Origin of the sequence: Paenibacillus sp. 276b (assembly GCF_900107875.1) — a bacterium.
Classification (GTDB): domain Bacteria; phylum Bacillota; class Bacilli; order Paenibacillales; family Paenibacillaceae; genus Paenibacillus; species Paenibacillus marchantiae.
The window spans coordinates 390,741-405,520 of sequence record NZ_FNRR01000002.1 but is presented as its reverse complement, the minus strand read 5'-3'; the positions used below and the strand labels follow the sequence as shown (position 1 = coordinate 405,520).

Genomic DNA, 14,780 nt, shown 5'->3' with positions numbered 1-14,780 from the left:
TCGTACGACTTCGGTGCGATTAAGGGTGCATCTGGGGTGGAAAAAAGACGATCATTGGGTTGAAGTATAAGACGTCTTATTAACATTATTTTATTTCTTTGTATTTGGTATTATAGGCAATGAGGTATTTCTCTGTAGAGTCCTCTACAGCAATCATATCTTTACTGTTTTCGTTTTTGATTTTAAATAGTTTTGTACCTACATTGTAGGTGTTGGAACTAATAACGTTCCCATCACCGTGATCACTCTCATTGGTCGAGGATACCTCTATCTCACCTACTTGTTCAGCTAGTTCCTCCTCTGAGATGATGTCATTGCTTGTAATATAGACTTCTTCCTTTAGTTTTATCATTTTATCTGAAGCAAAACTTCCTGAGGAAGATGAACAACCAATCAAAAGTAAAATCAAAGAAACGACCGGTATAAATAAAAATTTTCTTTTCATATTACCTCCAGGAATAGATTAAGGCCCCCAATTGATGAGGCCTTGACTTGGCTATTAATTAATAGAAGCCGAAGCTTCATCAAGAGTAACTAAACGATTATCGTACAGGTTTTTAAACGAACTGTCACCCGTTTTAAGCGATTGTACACCCTGTTTAATAAAGATACTTTCATCCTCATTAATTGGAATGTATACATTATCATCGATCTTTTTTAGATACATCAATACTTCTGTACCTTCTTGGAGTTCGGTTGAATTTTCATGGTAAATAATAGACGTATCCGTTTCTCCGCCAATTTGGCGTAAAATAATTGTATCTCCTTTTGAACCTTCTCCTTTGATGACATTTTCTATAGCTACCTCTGATTGGTGAAATGCTTCTTCGGTTTCACCATCATTTTTTATGAGAGGACTAAGTTTGTTTTTAACAATCCCACTCACAATAAGATCAGCATCATATGCACGAGCTTCGAGTGTGCTATAGCCAATAGCCCAGGAATAATGATTTATTTTCAAATCTTTTTGTGTTATCTGAGCCTTTTGAAGAATATTTTCGGGAACATCTAGTACAGGTTCTTGATTCTGGGCTTTAGCAAAGTTATTGTCATAAAGAACATTAACGGTATTTATGTCCCATGAAGTTGGTGACTTGTTTGGACGCCCATCTACCAAAGTTCCAGAAGATTTACGTTCAAATGTATTTGGAGTCATAACTGTAGGATTACCATATGGAGCATGATCCAACCCAAGGGCATGTCCAAATTCATGAGTTGCGATACCCTCTACATTGTCTGTATTGTAATGACTTTGCGTTGTGTAGTATGTATTAACCCATGTTTTCATAGTGGAATAGTTACCAGTTATAATACTAAATGTCCATTCCGCAAGACCGTCCCAAGTAACGCCACTGTCAGATTTATTGCCCGCAGTAAATTTAGAATTCGTACCAGCTTTCAGAAAAACATCAGTAGATAGATTCCATTCATCTCTAGCATTTGTCCATATGTTTATGTAGAAATTATTAGAACCATTGTTTTGATAAGTTATATTTCTGCTTCCCCAAGAATAACCAGTTACTGGAGTCGCATAAGCTTGTATGTTACTAAACAATAATCCTCCTAAGCCGCATATTAATAACGCTTTCTTAATATATTTCATACAACCACCATCCCTTTGTTGGATTTTTTTTCCACAAAAAAACCATACCTTGAACATGTAAATATGTCAACGTAATCCAGAAAAATAGCACTTTTATACTGATTTTTTCGGATTGAAATTCAGTAGAAAAGTGCTATTCTTTATTAATTTAAACAAAAGAAATGAATTAATTCCTAAATATCTGATCATATCTTACAAAAGATAACATCCTATCTTTCTAAACGATGGACTGACCAATGCGGAGTATATTTATGAGACTCGCCACATTTCACTTCCTAAAACACAAATAAAAAAAAATAGATTATTTCAGCGTAACTTTCGGATTCAACGTGATTTCAAACGCACGTCCCCAGATGAAATCGGGGTTCGTATATTCCAGCAGTGAACTGCAATACTCCGCATAAGCTGCTTCGCCATTACAAATTTGTTTGATCGCTACGTTCCCTTGGGCAAAAGCTGTTTTGTTCGCCAACTCCGTGGTGTAGGTCTGCATCAGATCCCTGAGTAAAGTCTGCAAATGAGCATAATCTGCTTCTGAGTTAAACAACACCATATTCTGATCCGCAAGGGTTGCCACATTGGTATACAGCGCATGCGCTCTGGAATACGTGCGGATATCTGCAATCGCTACTGCTTTATAGTAGTAATCTTTCAGGAAACGTTTGAACAACAATGAACCATGTGCATTCATGGCATCTCGCAACGTATGGGCATGTGTTTCGGTTGTAATCAGAGCATAACGGGATTGTCCCATACCCACAGCCATACCGATTTTGTTCCCCGGCGTATTCCATGCACTGTACCCCAGGACCCGACCCGTATACGGACTGTTCAGGAGTGCTTCGGCTACATCGACGTTCGCCGGACCTTTTCCTACAAAATCAATCACCACCGAAGGAAGACCCTTCTCACTATTACTCGTCAATTGCGCCACAGCCGCCTGCATCTGATCCAGCGCCGTAATAGCAATAATCTCAATGTCCACCGATTTATTACCCGGTTTGCCTGGATGACGGTTCGTCATGCGATCCAGCTCAGACGCCATGTCAAACGAAGAAGCTTCATCAACAGATGTAGCATTCGTTAATTCATTTCCATTTTCCATATCGGGAGTTGTATCCGTTACCACATCAGGCTGTGGATAAGCGGAATCCGTTACAACCACACCACCAACAATATCCACATGACGCACCACATTCTCGTGCACATTCATATATTCATAGGCATTGATAATCGTGGAACCATGCGGGCCAAAATATTTCACTGCATAACGCGTCTTCTTCCCACCACGAAGCAATTGGTTAGCCATGCGTGCCAACAGAGCGTGACCCAGGCCATCCGCATCTGGAAGGATAATCGCCCGATCGGGATCTTGTCCATCCGTCCCACCGAGCCATTCGTTGATCCGTGCTTCCACATAATTGATTTCGTTGATCTGAACGCCTTGCGTATTCGCATCGTCGACACCTACGGCGAGGAAATCAATATATCCTTTGCGAGCAAGCTTATCCAGAATGTATAGATTCGTTTTGAATTTATGTTGTCTGGTGTTGTAGTACTGCTCTTTATTAAAATACGTCGTTTCCCCATATTCCTTAGCCTCTGGAGAAAGGTTGTACCCGTTCACAATATCCTCGAATGCCGTAAAGGACTGGCGTGGCTGCTGCATCAGTGCACGTGACTCGTTGTAGGCATCCAATGCGAGACCATCTGCAAAAGAGGTGGTAGCGAGTCGCATAATGGTATCCATCACAAACACTGGTTTTCTTGGATATTTCCCTTTAATCGCTTTGATCACATCGAGCAAACGGGTAGTGTCCTGGTCGTAATCAGGATATGTTCCGCCTCCATCTTCACGAAGCTGACGACTGCCGATCAGACCACCATAAGCCAGCATATCCGAAGAGATGATGAAGCCATCCACTTTAGCGGCATTTTTCAAAATGAAATCATGAATATTGGACGGTTTCCCATACGTAGGCGTAGACGTTCCAAGCAATGTGGTGCCTTCTACCGTTTTCTCGGAATCCAGACGATTTTGAATGTCACCCAGGTGCGGTGTAATGATATGGATACCGGCTGCTTTTCCTTGTACAACGACGTCATCCAGATTCGCTGGACGATCATCCAGTGGAACATACAATACTGTTTTCATATCCTAAAACCTCCTGTTAGATATATTCAGTCTTTCTTTAGTACCCGATCAGAGCAAGTGTGCAATCACCGCATAAAAAAACCGGCCCCTGGCCGGTCTGTACATTAGCGTATGTGCTTATCGGGATATGTCACTTGCTACTGATCCGATAATACAATCTTACATGTTTAAATCGGTCGCGCTGACGGTTGTCCGTATGGATTACGTCTATTTGTTGTCGCAATCATGGCGGTTAAACGTCGGTTTCTTGCAGAGATTTCCTCCAGATAACCCAACAAATCCATTCCTGATGCTGTTTATATGATAATAAGCAGCCTTTCAAACCTTATTTACGATAAAGGATGGATACGATCATGAAAAAAAAGCTCTGGTTCTATCTGTGGATCGCTATTACCAGTTACATGGCTGGCCCCGTTATGTACGCTTTGACAATGTACACCTTTTATCAGGAAACAGATATTCTAACTACTTCACTCATTGGATGGACCGCTGCAACATTCTCATCCGTTGGTATCCTGTTTATCCTGGTCACAGTCATTCTGCTTCGAGTGCTGCACATCTATTATTTCTGGCTGCAAACCCTGCTATTTGAGTTACTTTTCCTTCTGCTCGTCTATATGACCACTGTTCTTCTTGGGGCTGGCAATACAGGTCTGCCCTCGCTGTCCTTTCCATTTACGCCTGAAGGCATTCCCTTATGGATGTTCTGGGGAAGTATTGCACTTATGAGTTCCTGGGGAATATGGACAGCGCGTCAGCCCATACGAAAATCACCATACATGCTGGCATCCAGAGTCATTTTGATCCTGTTTATCCTTGAAATTTGGTCCCGTTAAAAAGATTAAAAGAAGCACAGCCATCTCAGGCTGTGCTCTCTTAAACGTATTTTGCTCACGCGATAATATAGCGGAAGTTTTCCCAGCTTTCCGGAACTGAATTTCCGTTTCTTGCATGATGGTAGAAGCTGAATGGAAATTTGAACACATGACCTCCATGCCAATCGCGGGAACGTCTGTCGGTGAGCCAGTATTCCAGTTCATGTGGAAGTGCAACAGAGCGTTCTGCACGAATCAATGGCAGACGATCAACTGGAGATTGCAGCGTTGGCATCTCCTGTTCGGCATCCACATCCCGGCTCAGTCGCAGCGCCTTGACCATCCTGAGAAAAGGCGGAATGCCTTTATGGAACAAAGCAGGGTAATCCAGTTCAAATAATATATTAAGCGCGTGCCCGTAGGTTAGCATGTGGCCGATCAGATCATGATGTGCTTCTGCCTGATAGATGGTACGAAATGCGCCAAGCTCATCCAGAATCAGCCGGGACAATTGTTCCGGGCGTTCTATATCAGGGAATCCGTCTGCCTCACTTAACTTCAAGCTGCGAATTTCTTTCACCGTTGTGTTTACCCAGGATCTACCTGGAATGGTTCGTTCAAAAGAATCAATAAGTTCAACCATCTGATCCATGTCATGCTCCGTGCCCCAACCATCCAGTTCACGAATGGCTTTTAGACTTAGGGCACCATAGATGGCCTGATGACCCACCCAGTGTAGCTCTCCGATGGTTCGATCCAGCGCTGCTGTAATACGCGCTTCGGCCTCTTCCCTTGGCAAAACCTCTCCCTTCCGGGAGTTCAAGCCATCATTCAACCCGTGCTGGCGAAGCATGGCTTTCGCTTCAGCCGTAACACTGCCCGCCGCAAGGGCAGTGAGGCGATTTTCCCGCAACCAAAAATAAGCCGCAATAGCTCCCGCCCCATAATGGGCATGCCACAAATCTCCTGTACGCTCCCGACTGGACACAATAACAGCCAGCCCTTCTTCCAACAAACGTCGATCCAACATGCCACCACCCTTCATCGATGCGAATCCTGATATACACACGACCAGCAACAGTTTTTTAGCAAAACACTCTTTTTAAAGCGTTTACTTCTATAAGATGATTCAAATGGTGCACATATGACCGTTTTGCCTGCTGTTCCGCGCATTTTAGCCGATTCGAAGTCTCCCAACATCACGTATGGACACTTCCAGCGGATAGATGTTTGCTTTTTGCTCCGAAAAGAACCAGGTTCGCTCCTTCTTCACCACAATGAACAGACCGTTCACATCCCCTATAGGGGCAAAGGTATCACTTATCGCTCTCCATCGTTTCAATCCCATCTGCTCAAGTTCATCTACCGCAGAAAGCACATCTTCCGTGACAAGTCCCACCTCACACACCTGCAGTAGATCTTTCTCCGAAAAGGCGTGATCACTCTCGTTATGAACGGTATGATGAGCAATCAGCTCCAGAATGTTACCGACAGGATCTTCGAAATAGAGCGAATTCGAGTTCCAATTCGTTGAATAGGTCTCATCATCACCTTCATGCCTACTTAGACGGACACGTGCCGCTGCCCATGCCTTGGCCTCCTGAAAACGATTGGTTGGAATCATCCAGGCCAGGTGGTAAAACGGATTCTGGTCTGTTTCACTTCGCATGAATATCATTTTCGTTAAACCAATCTGTAGCGTGAAGGCATGCTCGGACTCTTCAGCCATGTTCAAACCCAGTGTGTTGATATAAAAGTGCTTAATGTCTTCCAATCGTGCTGTATATAATTTGACCTCTTCAAAAATCATGCTGTGTCCTCCTTCACCCGACCGTTCATCTTCTCCCACTCACTCCAAGGCACCATGCCAAGTTCCGGCTTCGCTTCATCCGGGAGCATCGATATGAATTCCAGAGAATGACCATCCGGATCGGTAAAATACACGGACACAGCCGGCATCCATCCAAATACATATAACTCGCCAATATCATCATCCTGAAAGTTATGCGTCTTGATCCCTTCATCCTCTAGGTAAGTGACAGCTTGCTTCATGTCCTCCAACGATACCTGAAAAGCAAAATGCTGTCGCTGCACCTCGGAAGGGTCCTTTTGCCACAGTCCGAGCATCGCGTTGCCTACACCGCCAATCCAGTAAAAGGAGTTTCCACGTTCCTTCTGCCCATAAGCATGCTGCAATCCAACAATCTGTTCATAAAAATGATGGGATCTCTCCAGATCCGTTACGTTCAGATGAGTCTCAAATATGCCTTTAATCATGATGAAAACCTCTTTCTCTTAACTCACGGACGGCTTCCGTACTGCAGTTAACGTCTCGGCAAGGTGTAAAAATGAACCAATCACGCGTTTGATCCGATCCTCAATGTCCTGACTGCCTTCAAATTCTTCGTATCCGTCAAACGTTGCTTCAAATCTTCTGCGCTGTGCACCACCAATGGAAATCCACTCCTGCGCGTTAATACCGTGCAAATTGCGAATAATCACCTGCAGCTGCAAAAGTGAGCTTACGCCCACCGCACCTCCTGCTGAGCTGATGGACAATACCGGTTTACCACTGAAATGAGCCTGACTCAGGTGATCCAATGCATTTTTGAGTACACCGCTGATGCTGCCATGATACTCTGGCGTAGACAGGATAATGGCATCTGCTGCGAGCATACGTGTGTTCAGGTCAGACAGATGCTGATCTTCATTCTGTTTTTCATCCGGTGCATAGAATGGGAGCGGTGTCTGATATAAGTCGAACAAGCTGGCTTCATGCCCCTGACCGCTAATTACCTCCACGGCATATTCCCCTAAACGTGTACTGGTTGCATTTTTCCGATTACTGCCTGCCAAAATGATAATATTCATCTAGGTCACTCTCCTTCGATTTTATATAGATATTCCATCTCTTCGATTCAACTTTCTCTACTCTCATCTTACCTTGCTTCCACCTCGGAATCGTCGGCAGATAGACTTAACTTGCAGCACAAAAAAACTCAACCTTTGGGTTGAGTTTCTACAACTTTAGTCTGAGAATATGGGAAGATGGATCAGACGACCCAACCATTTCTTACGGCATGAAGCGCTGCTTGTGTCCGGTCTGCCAGTCCCAATTTGTCTAAAAGATGACTGACGTGGGTTTTCACTGTTTTCTCGGTAATGATTAGTTTGATGGCAATCTCTTTATTACTTAATCCTTGTGCGATCAGCCCCAGAACCTCTCGTTCTCGACGAGTAAGCATGTCCGGTCCATGAGAAGTTTCTTTTCCCAGCCCTACCCGCTCTTGCTCTGGAAGCCGAGTAGACGAATGGGGATTTGCACGCCCATGCGGTTCATTCATCGACACTTCAGACGAAGCCATCACATGCATTAATTGTCCTGCTGCTGCAGGATGAAGCTCTACCTGACCTGCATGCACATTACGAATGGCAACGGCAAGATCCTCTGGCTCAATATCTTTTAGCAGATATCCCTTCACTCCAGCGCGCACGGCTGGTACGACATGATCCTGATCTGAAAAGGACGTAAGTACGATGATACGGATTCCAGGCAAGATCGAACGAAGCCTTCTCGCCGTCTCGATCCCGTCAAGCACGGGCATATGCAGATCCATTAATACCACATCCGGATGCAGTTGTTCTGCTTGTTCCAGTGCTTCCTGTCCATTCGAGGCTTCTCCGACGACTTCCATATCTGGCTGAGTGGACAAAAAAACGTGCAACCCGCGCCTCACCATTGCATGATCGTCCGCGAGTAAAATCGTAATCGGCATGTCTTCTTCCCCCTGATTTATACAGATTCGGACGGAAGTGGAATGACGACCGTTACCGATGTTCCCTTTCGGGATGAACTCACAAGTTCAAGTCTGCCGCCCAGTGACTGGGCCCGCTCCCTCATGATGGACAGACCAAGTGAACTGGCAGGCAAAGCCTCACGGTTTTTGGCCCCCCCTTTTCCTCGATCTGTAACGATTAATATCGCTTCCTGATCGCTTAGCTGGAGGGATATCTCAGCGGAAGGGACTCCCGCATGTTTACGCACATTATTGAGTGCTTCCTGTCCAATACGCCATAAGCCTTCCTCAATACTTTGAGGCAAGGAGCGCATACCCGTCCGATGTACAACGACCTGCAATCCCTGTCCTGTACCATATTCCTGCAATGCACTGAGCAGACCAGACTCCAAACCCGCCGGACGAAGCTGCATAATCAAGGCACGCATTTCCTTCAATGCTTCCTGCGACAAGGAACGTATATCCTTCATCGCTTCCGCAGCCGGATGCAGCTGTAGTGATCCGGCTAACATGCTCTCTGCCCCTTTGGCTGTGAGAGACAGGGAGAACAAAATTTGGTTCACCGAATCATGCAAATCCCGAGCCAAACGGTTTCGTTCCTCCAGTCGGGTCAATTCCCGCCGTTTGTATACCAGTCTCAGACTCTCCCACGAGGCTGTAATATGTTCAGCGAGTGCATCGAAAACCTCACGATCTGCCTGAAGGAAGCCATTGGCCGAGCCCAATCCAACCACCAGTACTGCCGTTTCGCCAGGAGAACTTAATGGGATGGGAGCAGCCAAGCCCGAAGCCAAAACAGACTTAGGGAGCCCGGTATTGCAGATGGCAGAAACATCTTGGATTTCCGTTGCCGACAATACCATAGCCCGATGAGAATCAATCACACGATGCATGCGAGTCTGCAACTCTGGAGAGAGTCCAGATATTGTCATCATTTCGGACCTGCCATGAGCATAAGCGGCCTGTACCATAAAACTTCCGTTTTTCTGGGATAACAGTGCGGCAAAAGGCCAATCGTAATGATGCCCAAGCAGCTTTACAACCATCTTGGCCATATCGTCTCCACTGCTGCAATCGTTGACCGTCACGCCCAGCGATCGGCTGAACTCCCCCAGCCTGACATACAGATCCGCTCGCCTTTGCTCTGCGCTATATAATCGCATCCGCTCCATTGCACTACCTATCTGATAAGCTACAGCCTGCAAAAGCGCCAGCTCACTATCACTGAAATGCTCTTTCCCGGGTGCAGCAACATTCAGCAGTCCCAGCATCTTTTCCCCCGAGCGGAGCGGAACCGTTGCATGATGGGTGATGTCATGGGTATCTCCCCATTGATGATCGACGGCATCCTCTAGGCGTTTGCAATTAATAATATTGACGGCATTATCCAATCTCCCGTCCCGGAAGCGATTCACGCACCAGCAAGACCCACAGCGCATCGGCTCCTTGTCATGATGCAGCAGAGCAGGAGGCAAACTGTAATCAGCAATACAGGAGTACTCTCCCTGATTATTGATCAGGAATACCCAGCCCGTAGTCAATCCCGTCAGTTCCAACAATTTACCGAGTACCGTATCCAGCATCAGATTCAGGTCGTTGGATGTGTTGAGCGTTTCCGCGATCGTCTTCAGTGTGTACATCTCCTGCATTCCGGCTTGTTCCGTCATGCGGATTCCTCTCCTTTGACTGATCCTTAATATTGTTTTCAATTATTGTATACAATCAGCGAAGGATATAAAAGGATGAACTTCTTGCTTCGCCTCTAGCCCAGCTTCTGTCGCTCTTTGCGAGATGCAGATAAAGGCTCCATATTAATCAGACCCCGATCCGACAGAGCCAGCGCCATTTTATAGAAAGCACGTGTCCGAATCTTCGTATACGTATCCTTGCTGACAGGCGGGTCAAACACATGGTTATACACTTTATAGTCAAATACATCGTCATCCTTCAGATAACGTTCGCTGACAAGTACACGTTCCTTCTCGCTCAGTCGAGATACCACAAAATCAATCGTATCGCAGTACGCCTGACGTGCGCGCTGTACATCCACATTATAGATTGCCGTTCTGGCAGTGGAATCTCCCGTCACATTCGTTGCACCATGGAAACGCTCAGCGTAACTCGCCGTCACCATCACCTCTCGTTCTTCAAAAGCAATCGTTTTATAAATTCGGTATTTTTCCAGCGCGGCTTCAACAGCAGTCTGTGTTTTGCGTCGGTCCAATTCGGGCAGCATCAGTTCCATATTCATTCTCCTCCTTTAACATTCGTTATAGAATGAAAGTTTAGTAGCTTCGCATGTTCCACTCCGATGACAGAAAAATCTTACAATCGCTGTTATCCCCAGATTTTTTTGATTATATTTTCTAATGTAAAAATCTAGTGATAAATGCGAACGCTACGCTTCTCCAGCTTTTTTCTGTCCTCTTCGTATGCGTAACTTAAAGTTCATTCTATAAAAGTTAAACTCGCATTCATCTCATCTTTGGTATTTTGTATTATTCGGTTCCAGTCGCTTACGGGTACAATAGATAGACGAATAGATGCTTTTCGATCTACCTATTGCTGATTTGAATCGCTCTTGGGATTAATACAAAATACTCCTTTTATTAGAGTTATCCAGTTCTCTCAAATAGTAACGGCATTCTTCAAGTTTTTTCTGTTGCCTTTTGGAATCAGTTAAAGTCAGGTATGAAGCAGGAATAATTCATTTTCCTCATCATCCAACTTGTCTCAACTTTACATTTTGTTCGTATTTTGTTCGTATTTCTATTTGAGGATACCACTTTCTGGGGATCGGCGTAAACCTTCATTTTGGGTCGTTTTAACTATAAAATAAAACCCGCGCTCTCATTTCCTTTACCTTTTGGCATAATTGTTTCATATCCCTTTACCTAATGGTATATATACGATATAGTACAGATAATTAAAGATCCTCGTATAAGTCCGACTTTTTATATTTTAAGATTGAATGCCAGATTTGCACGTTTAACGGAGAGGGTAGAAAAAACCTGGAGAAGCGTAGCGTTCACCTTTATCACCGGATTTTTCCCTTATGAGAAGGGAATCAAAGAAATCTGGGGATAACAGTGATCGAAAGGTTGTTCTGCCATCGGAGTGACTCGTGTGAGACAAGTTCTCTTAATATATAATTTAGGCACTTGTACGAATCAAAGGAGTGGAATGAATTGTGGAGCACGCTTTTGGTCCTTATCTGAAACAACTACGCGAGCAACAAGGATACAGCATCAATCAGCTCGCCGAAGCAGCAGGAATCAGCAACTCGCAAATTTCACGCATTGAGAATGGGGTTCGCGGAGTTCCCAAGCCTGCTACCATCCGCAAAATCTCCGACGCACTCTCGGTTCCCTACGCGGATATGATGAAACAGGCCGGGTATCTGGAAACCGGAAAACCAGCAAGTGAGCTCCATGACGCTCCAGAATGGGCAACGTACAAGGACCGTCGGGATTTCAAAAAGATGCTGGAAGACGAGGATGATCTGATGTTTGACGGCATCCCGCTGGATGATGAGGATAAGAAACGGATCAAGGATGTCCTGACAGGTCTGTTCTGGGAAGCCAAACAGATGAACAAACGCAAAAAAACGAACGATCCGGACGAGCGCCCATGAAGCATTTCAAGCTGAACAAACTAAAGCAGCAGGTGAGATGATATGGATGACATTGTAACAAAGCTGATTCGAAAACACCGGACAAACTGCCCATTCAGCATTGCCAGAGCCATTGGAATACAGATCCGGTTCACCAATCTGGGCAAGTCTACCAAAGGACTGTATTTCCGAAAGCTCCGTCGCAGATTTATCGTCATTCACAATGACTTACCGCCGGAATGGCAGCGCTTCGTGTGTGCCCATGAACTTGGACATGACCGATTGCACAAAGGCATAAACCGGTTCTTTCTGGAGGAACACTCCTATTTTGCCCCAGGCAAGCTGGAAAGACAGGCCAATCGTTTTGCCATACAGCTTCTAACTTCAGGGGTGATGCCAGAGCCGGATGAATCACTGGAGAAATTTTGTTTGCGTACTGGACTGCCACGTGAAGTGCAGCATTTTTTTTAGCCTTTTTAAGAACATACGTTCCTCACGAGTGAAGTTCTCTCTTAATCTTCCACTATGAAAATCAGATGTCACTTTCAGGTTACCTATTTTTACACAAATCACGAGATTTCCTAATAGTAGTCTGGTAAAATACAACATGAGTTGTGCAAACGCTCAGGTAGATTATTATTTTGGGGAGGTTACTGATTCATATGAAAATCTGGAAGACTTATGTTTCACTTGTGCTAACGCTCTGTCTGCTGTTTGGCAGTGTGGGCATTGCCGCTGCTGCAACGGATACCACTCCGGGCACAGGTAAGCACATTACTATTCTACATACGAATGACACACACGCACGCGCAGTTGAGTCCTCACCTGCGATGGGTTTCGCCAAAGTTGCTGGAATTGCGGACAAATACCGTAGCGAAAACCCAAATACCCTTCTGCTGGATGCCGGAGATGCAGTGCATGGTACAACCTTTGCTACACTCGTTAACGGTGAGAGCATTGTCAAAGTAATGAACGAAATTGGTTATCAGGCGATTGTACCGGGTAACCACGAATTCAACTACGGTTCCGAGCGCCTCATCGAACTTGCGGATATGATGAACTTCCCCATGCTCAGTGCCAATGTGAAAAAGAAAGACGGAACTCGTCTCTTCGATCCTTACCTCATTAAAGAAGTAGACGGCGTGAAGATCGGTATCATTGCGCTGACTCCACCGGAAACGATGTATAAAACGAATCCGAAAAATGTGGAAGGTCTTGATATTACAGACCCAACTGCAGAAGCCAAAGTTCTCGTGAACGAAATTCGCAGCAAAGTAGATGTTGTTGTTGTATTGGGACACCTTGGACAAGACGCGTCCAGCACCGATACTAGCTTCAAAGTTGTAAAAGAAGTGCCTGGCATTGATGTATTCATCGACGGTCATAGCCATACGGTTCTGCAAGATGGACTTGTATCGGATAACGGAACACTGATCGCCAGCGCTGGAGAGTATACAAACTTTGTAGGCGTGATCGACCTGTGGGTTGACGGCGGCAAAGTAACGAAAAAACAAGCAACACTGATTGATGAAACTGAAGCAAAAGACATCAAACCGAATGAGAAAGTTGCCGCATTGGTGAACTCCATTCTGAAAGAACAAGAACCCATTTTGAAAGAAGAAGTAGCCAATACAGCGATTCTGCTGGACGGCAAACGTGAACAAGTACGCGCAGGTGAAACGAACCTGGGTGATCTGCTGGCAGATGCCATCCGTGACATCAGCAAAGCCGATATCGCACTCACAAACGGTGGCGGTATTCGTTCTTCCATTGAAAAAGGTATCGTAACTAAAGGGGATATCATTACTGTCCTTCCTTTTGGTAATCAGGTTGTAACGCTTGAAGTAAAAGGCTCCGATGTACTCGCAGCCCTTGAAAACGGTGTAGGATCTTATCCAGAACCAAGTGGCGGATTCCCACAAGTATCCGGCATGACATTCAGCATTGATTCTTCCGCTGCAAAAGGCAGCCGTGTACACTCCGTCATGATCGGAGATAAAGCCCTTGATCCAAAAGCAACGTACACAATGGCTACGAATGATTTCACTGCTGTTGGTGGTGACGAGTACACGATGTTTGCAAAATATACAACGTCCGGCATGTACGGTGCTATGGATGAAGCGTTGATCGAATACATGCAAAAACTGGGCGCTGTAGAAATCAAAACAGACGGTCGAATCAGGGAAGCAAAGGCTCCTGCGGTTGAACCGGAAGCTCCAGTAACGGAAACACCAGCTCCAACTACACCAAAACCAGAAACACCGTCGAAACCGACGCCAAGTAAACCAGCTCCAGCCAAAGTGCATGTTGTAAAATCCGGAGATTCCCTGTATTCCATCTCCAAACAATACGGTACCACTTGGCAAGCTCTGCAAAAGCTGAATAAGATCAAAAATCCACACTGGATTTATCCAGGCCAACAATTGAAACTGCCTGCAGCCTCTTAAGTTCTGAGAAGAGCAGATAGTTGTACCAATTAAAATTCAAAGAAAGGGTGTCCCTCAAGCCATAACTGGCTGATGGACACCCTTTTTTATTTTACAAATTACATCACTCAGTAGTTAACCTACCGAGTTGCACACTCCATGTTTACATGAATATAGCTTTGCTGCAAAAATAAATCCCCAAAGCCACTTTAAGAAATCACTTCATCCCATGCCCTCTACCATGGACTATAGAAGATATCTCCAAAATTGCCACTCTCATGCGGTTATTTCACATTCAAACGATATATTTCTCGTTCCATGATTTGCGTATTTGCACCTGCATATATTCCTGACATGGTTCGCCAGAAGCT

General features: G+C 45.0%; 14 protein-coding genes. 4 read left to right on the top strand and 10 right to left on the bottom strand.

Annotated elements, in window-relative coordinates; genetic code table 11:
- Positions 1-85 precede the first annotated feature (85 nt).
- The 3 genes from BLV50_RS12600 to BLV50_RS12590 form a co-directional block, all read right to left on the bottom strand.
- Positions 86-445 carry a hypothetical protein gene (locus tag BLV50_RS12600; RefSeq protein ID WP_063564552.1) on the bottom strand — a complete coding sequence of 120 codons (360 nt, stop codon included), beginning with the start codon at positions 443-445 and terminating at the stop codon, positions 86-88.
- Positions 446-499: 54 nt separating this feature from the next.
- On the bottom strand, positions 500-1,603 hold the full coding sequence (locus tag BLV50_RS12595) for a matrixin family metalloprotease (RefSeq protein WP_063564553.1): 1,104 nt from the start codon (positions 1,601-1,603) through the stop codon (positions 500-502).
- Positions 1,604-1,904: 301 nt separating this feature from the next.
- Positions 1,905-3,758, bottom strand: coding sequence for a DUF4127 family protein (locus BLV50_RS12590; protein WP_090807996.1), 1,854 nt, complete (start codon positions 3,756-3,758; stop codon positions 1,905-1,907).
- Positions 3,759-4,111: 353 nt separating this feature from the next.
- Here BLV50_RS12590 and BLV50_RS12585 point away from each other — a divergent pair, with 353 nt between their 5' ends.
- Positions 4,112-4,594, top strand: coding sequence for a hypothetical protein (locus BLV50_RS12585; RefSeq protein WP_063564555.1), 483 nt, complete (start codon positions 4,112-4,114; stop codon positions 4,592-4,594).
- Positions 4,595-4,649: 55 nt separating this feature from the next.
- Here the strand turns inward: BLV50_RS12585 and BLV50_RS12580 are convergent, their stop codons facing one another.
- The 7 genes from BLV50_RS12580 to BLV50_RS12550 all read right to left on the bottom strand — a co-directional run bounded on the left by BLV50_RS12580 (position 4,650) and on the right by BLV50_RS12550 (position 10,615).
- Positions 4,650-5,603, bottom strand: coding sequence for a hypothetical protein (locus tag BLV50_RS12580; protein WP_090808785.1), 954 nt, complete (start codon positions 5,601-5,603; stop codon positions 4,650-4,652).
- Between the two features lie 144 nt (positions 5,604-5,747).
- Positions 5,748-6,383: a VOC family protein gene (locus tag BLV50_RS12575; RefSeq protein ID WP_090807994.1), complete on the bottom strand. Its 636-nt coding sequence runs from the start codon at positions 6,381-6,383 to the stop codon at positions 5,748-5,750.
- Complete coding sequence (locus BLV50_RS12570) at positions 6,380-6,850, bottom strand: VOC family protein (protein WP_090807991.1); 471 nt, start codon at positions 6,848-6,850, stop codon at positions 6,380-6,382. The genes BLV50_RS12575 and BLV50_RS12570 overlap by 4 nt, the downstream gene beginning before the upstream one ends.
- A gap of 18 nt (positions 6,851-6,868) precedes the next feature.
- A complete protein-coding gene (locus BLV50_RS12565; RefSeq protein WP_090807990.1) occupies positions 6,869-7,444 on the bottom strand; it encodes an NADPH-dependent FMN reductase in 576 nt (191 codons plus the stop codon).
- A 182-nt stretch (positions 7,445-7,626) separates the two neighbouring features.
- Complete coding sequence (locus BLV50_RS12560; protein WP_090807988.1) at positions 7,627-8,349, bottom strand: response regulator; 723 nt, start codon at positions 8,347-8,349, stop codon at positions 7,627-7,629.
- A 17-nt stretch (positions 8,350-8,366) separates the two neighbouring features.
- Positions 8,367-10,037 (bottom strand): GAF domain-containing sensor histidine kinase, encoded by a 1,671-nt coding sequence (locus BLV50_RS12555; protein ID WP_090807986.1) that lies wholly within the window; start codon positions 10,035-10,037, stop codon positions 8,367-8,369.
- A gap of 95 nt (positions 10,038-10,132) precedes the next feature.
- Complete coding sequence (locus BLV50_RS12550; protein WP_053783401.1) at positions 10,133-10,615, bottom strand: ArpU family phage packaging/lysis transcriptional regulator; 483 nt, start codon at positions 10,613-10,615, stop codon at positions 10,133-10,135.
- 942 nt (positions 10,616-11,557) lie between these two features.
- Between BLV50_RS12550 and BLV50_RS12545 the strand changes: the two genes are divergently transcribed.
- From BLV50_RS12545 to BLV50_RS12535, 3 genes are all read left to right on the top strand, one after another.
- Positions 11,558-12,004, top strand: coding sequence for a helix-turn-helix domain-containing protein (locus BLV50_RS12545; protein WP_090807984.1), 447 nt, complete (start codon positions 11,558-11,560; stop codon positions 12,002-12,004).
- A 42-nt stretch (positions 12,005-12,046) separates the two neighbouring features.
- The gene (locus BLV50_RS12540) at positions 12,047-12,454 is read left to right on the top strand and encodes an ImmA/IrrE family metallo-endopeptidase (protein WP_062323893.1); all 408 of its coding nucleotides are present in this window, start codon (positions 12,047-12,049) and stop codon (positions 12,452-12,454) included.
- A 191-nt stretch (positions 12,455-12,645) separates the two neighbouring features.
- The gene (locus BLV50_RS12535) at positions 12,646-14,430 is read left to right on the top strand and encodes a 5'-nucleotidase C-terminal domain-containing protein (RefSeq protein ID WP_090807982.1); all 1,785 of its coding nucleotides are present in this window, start codon (positions 12,646-12,648) and stop codon (positions 14,428-14,430) included.
- Positions 14,431-14,780: the final 350 nt, after the last annotated feature.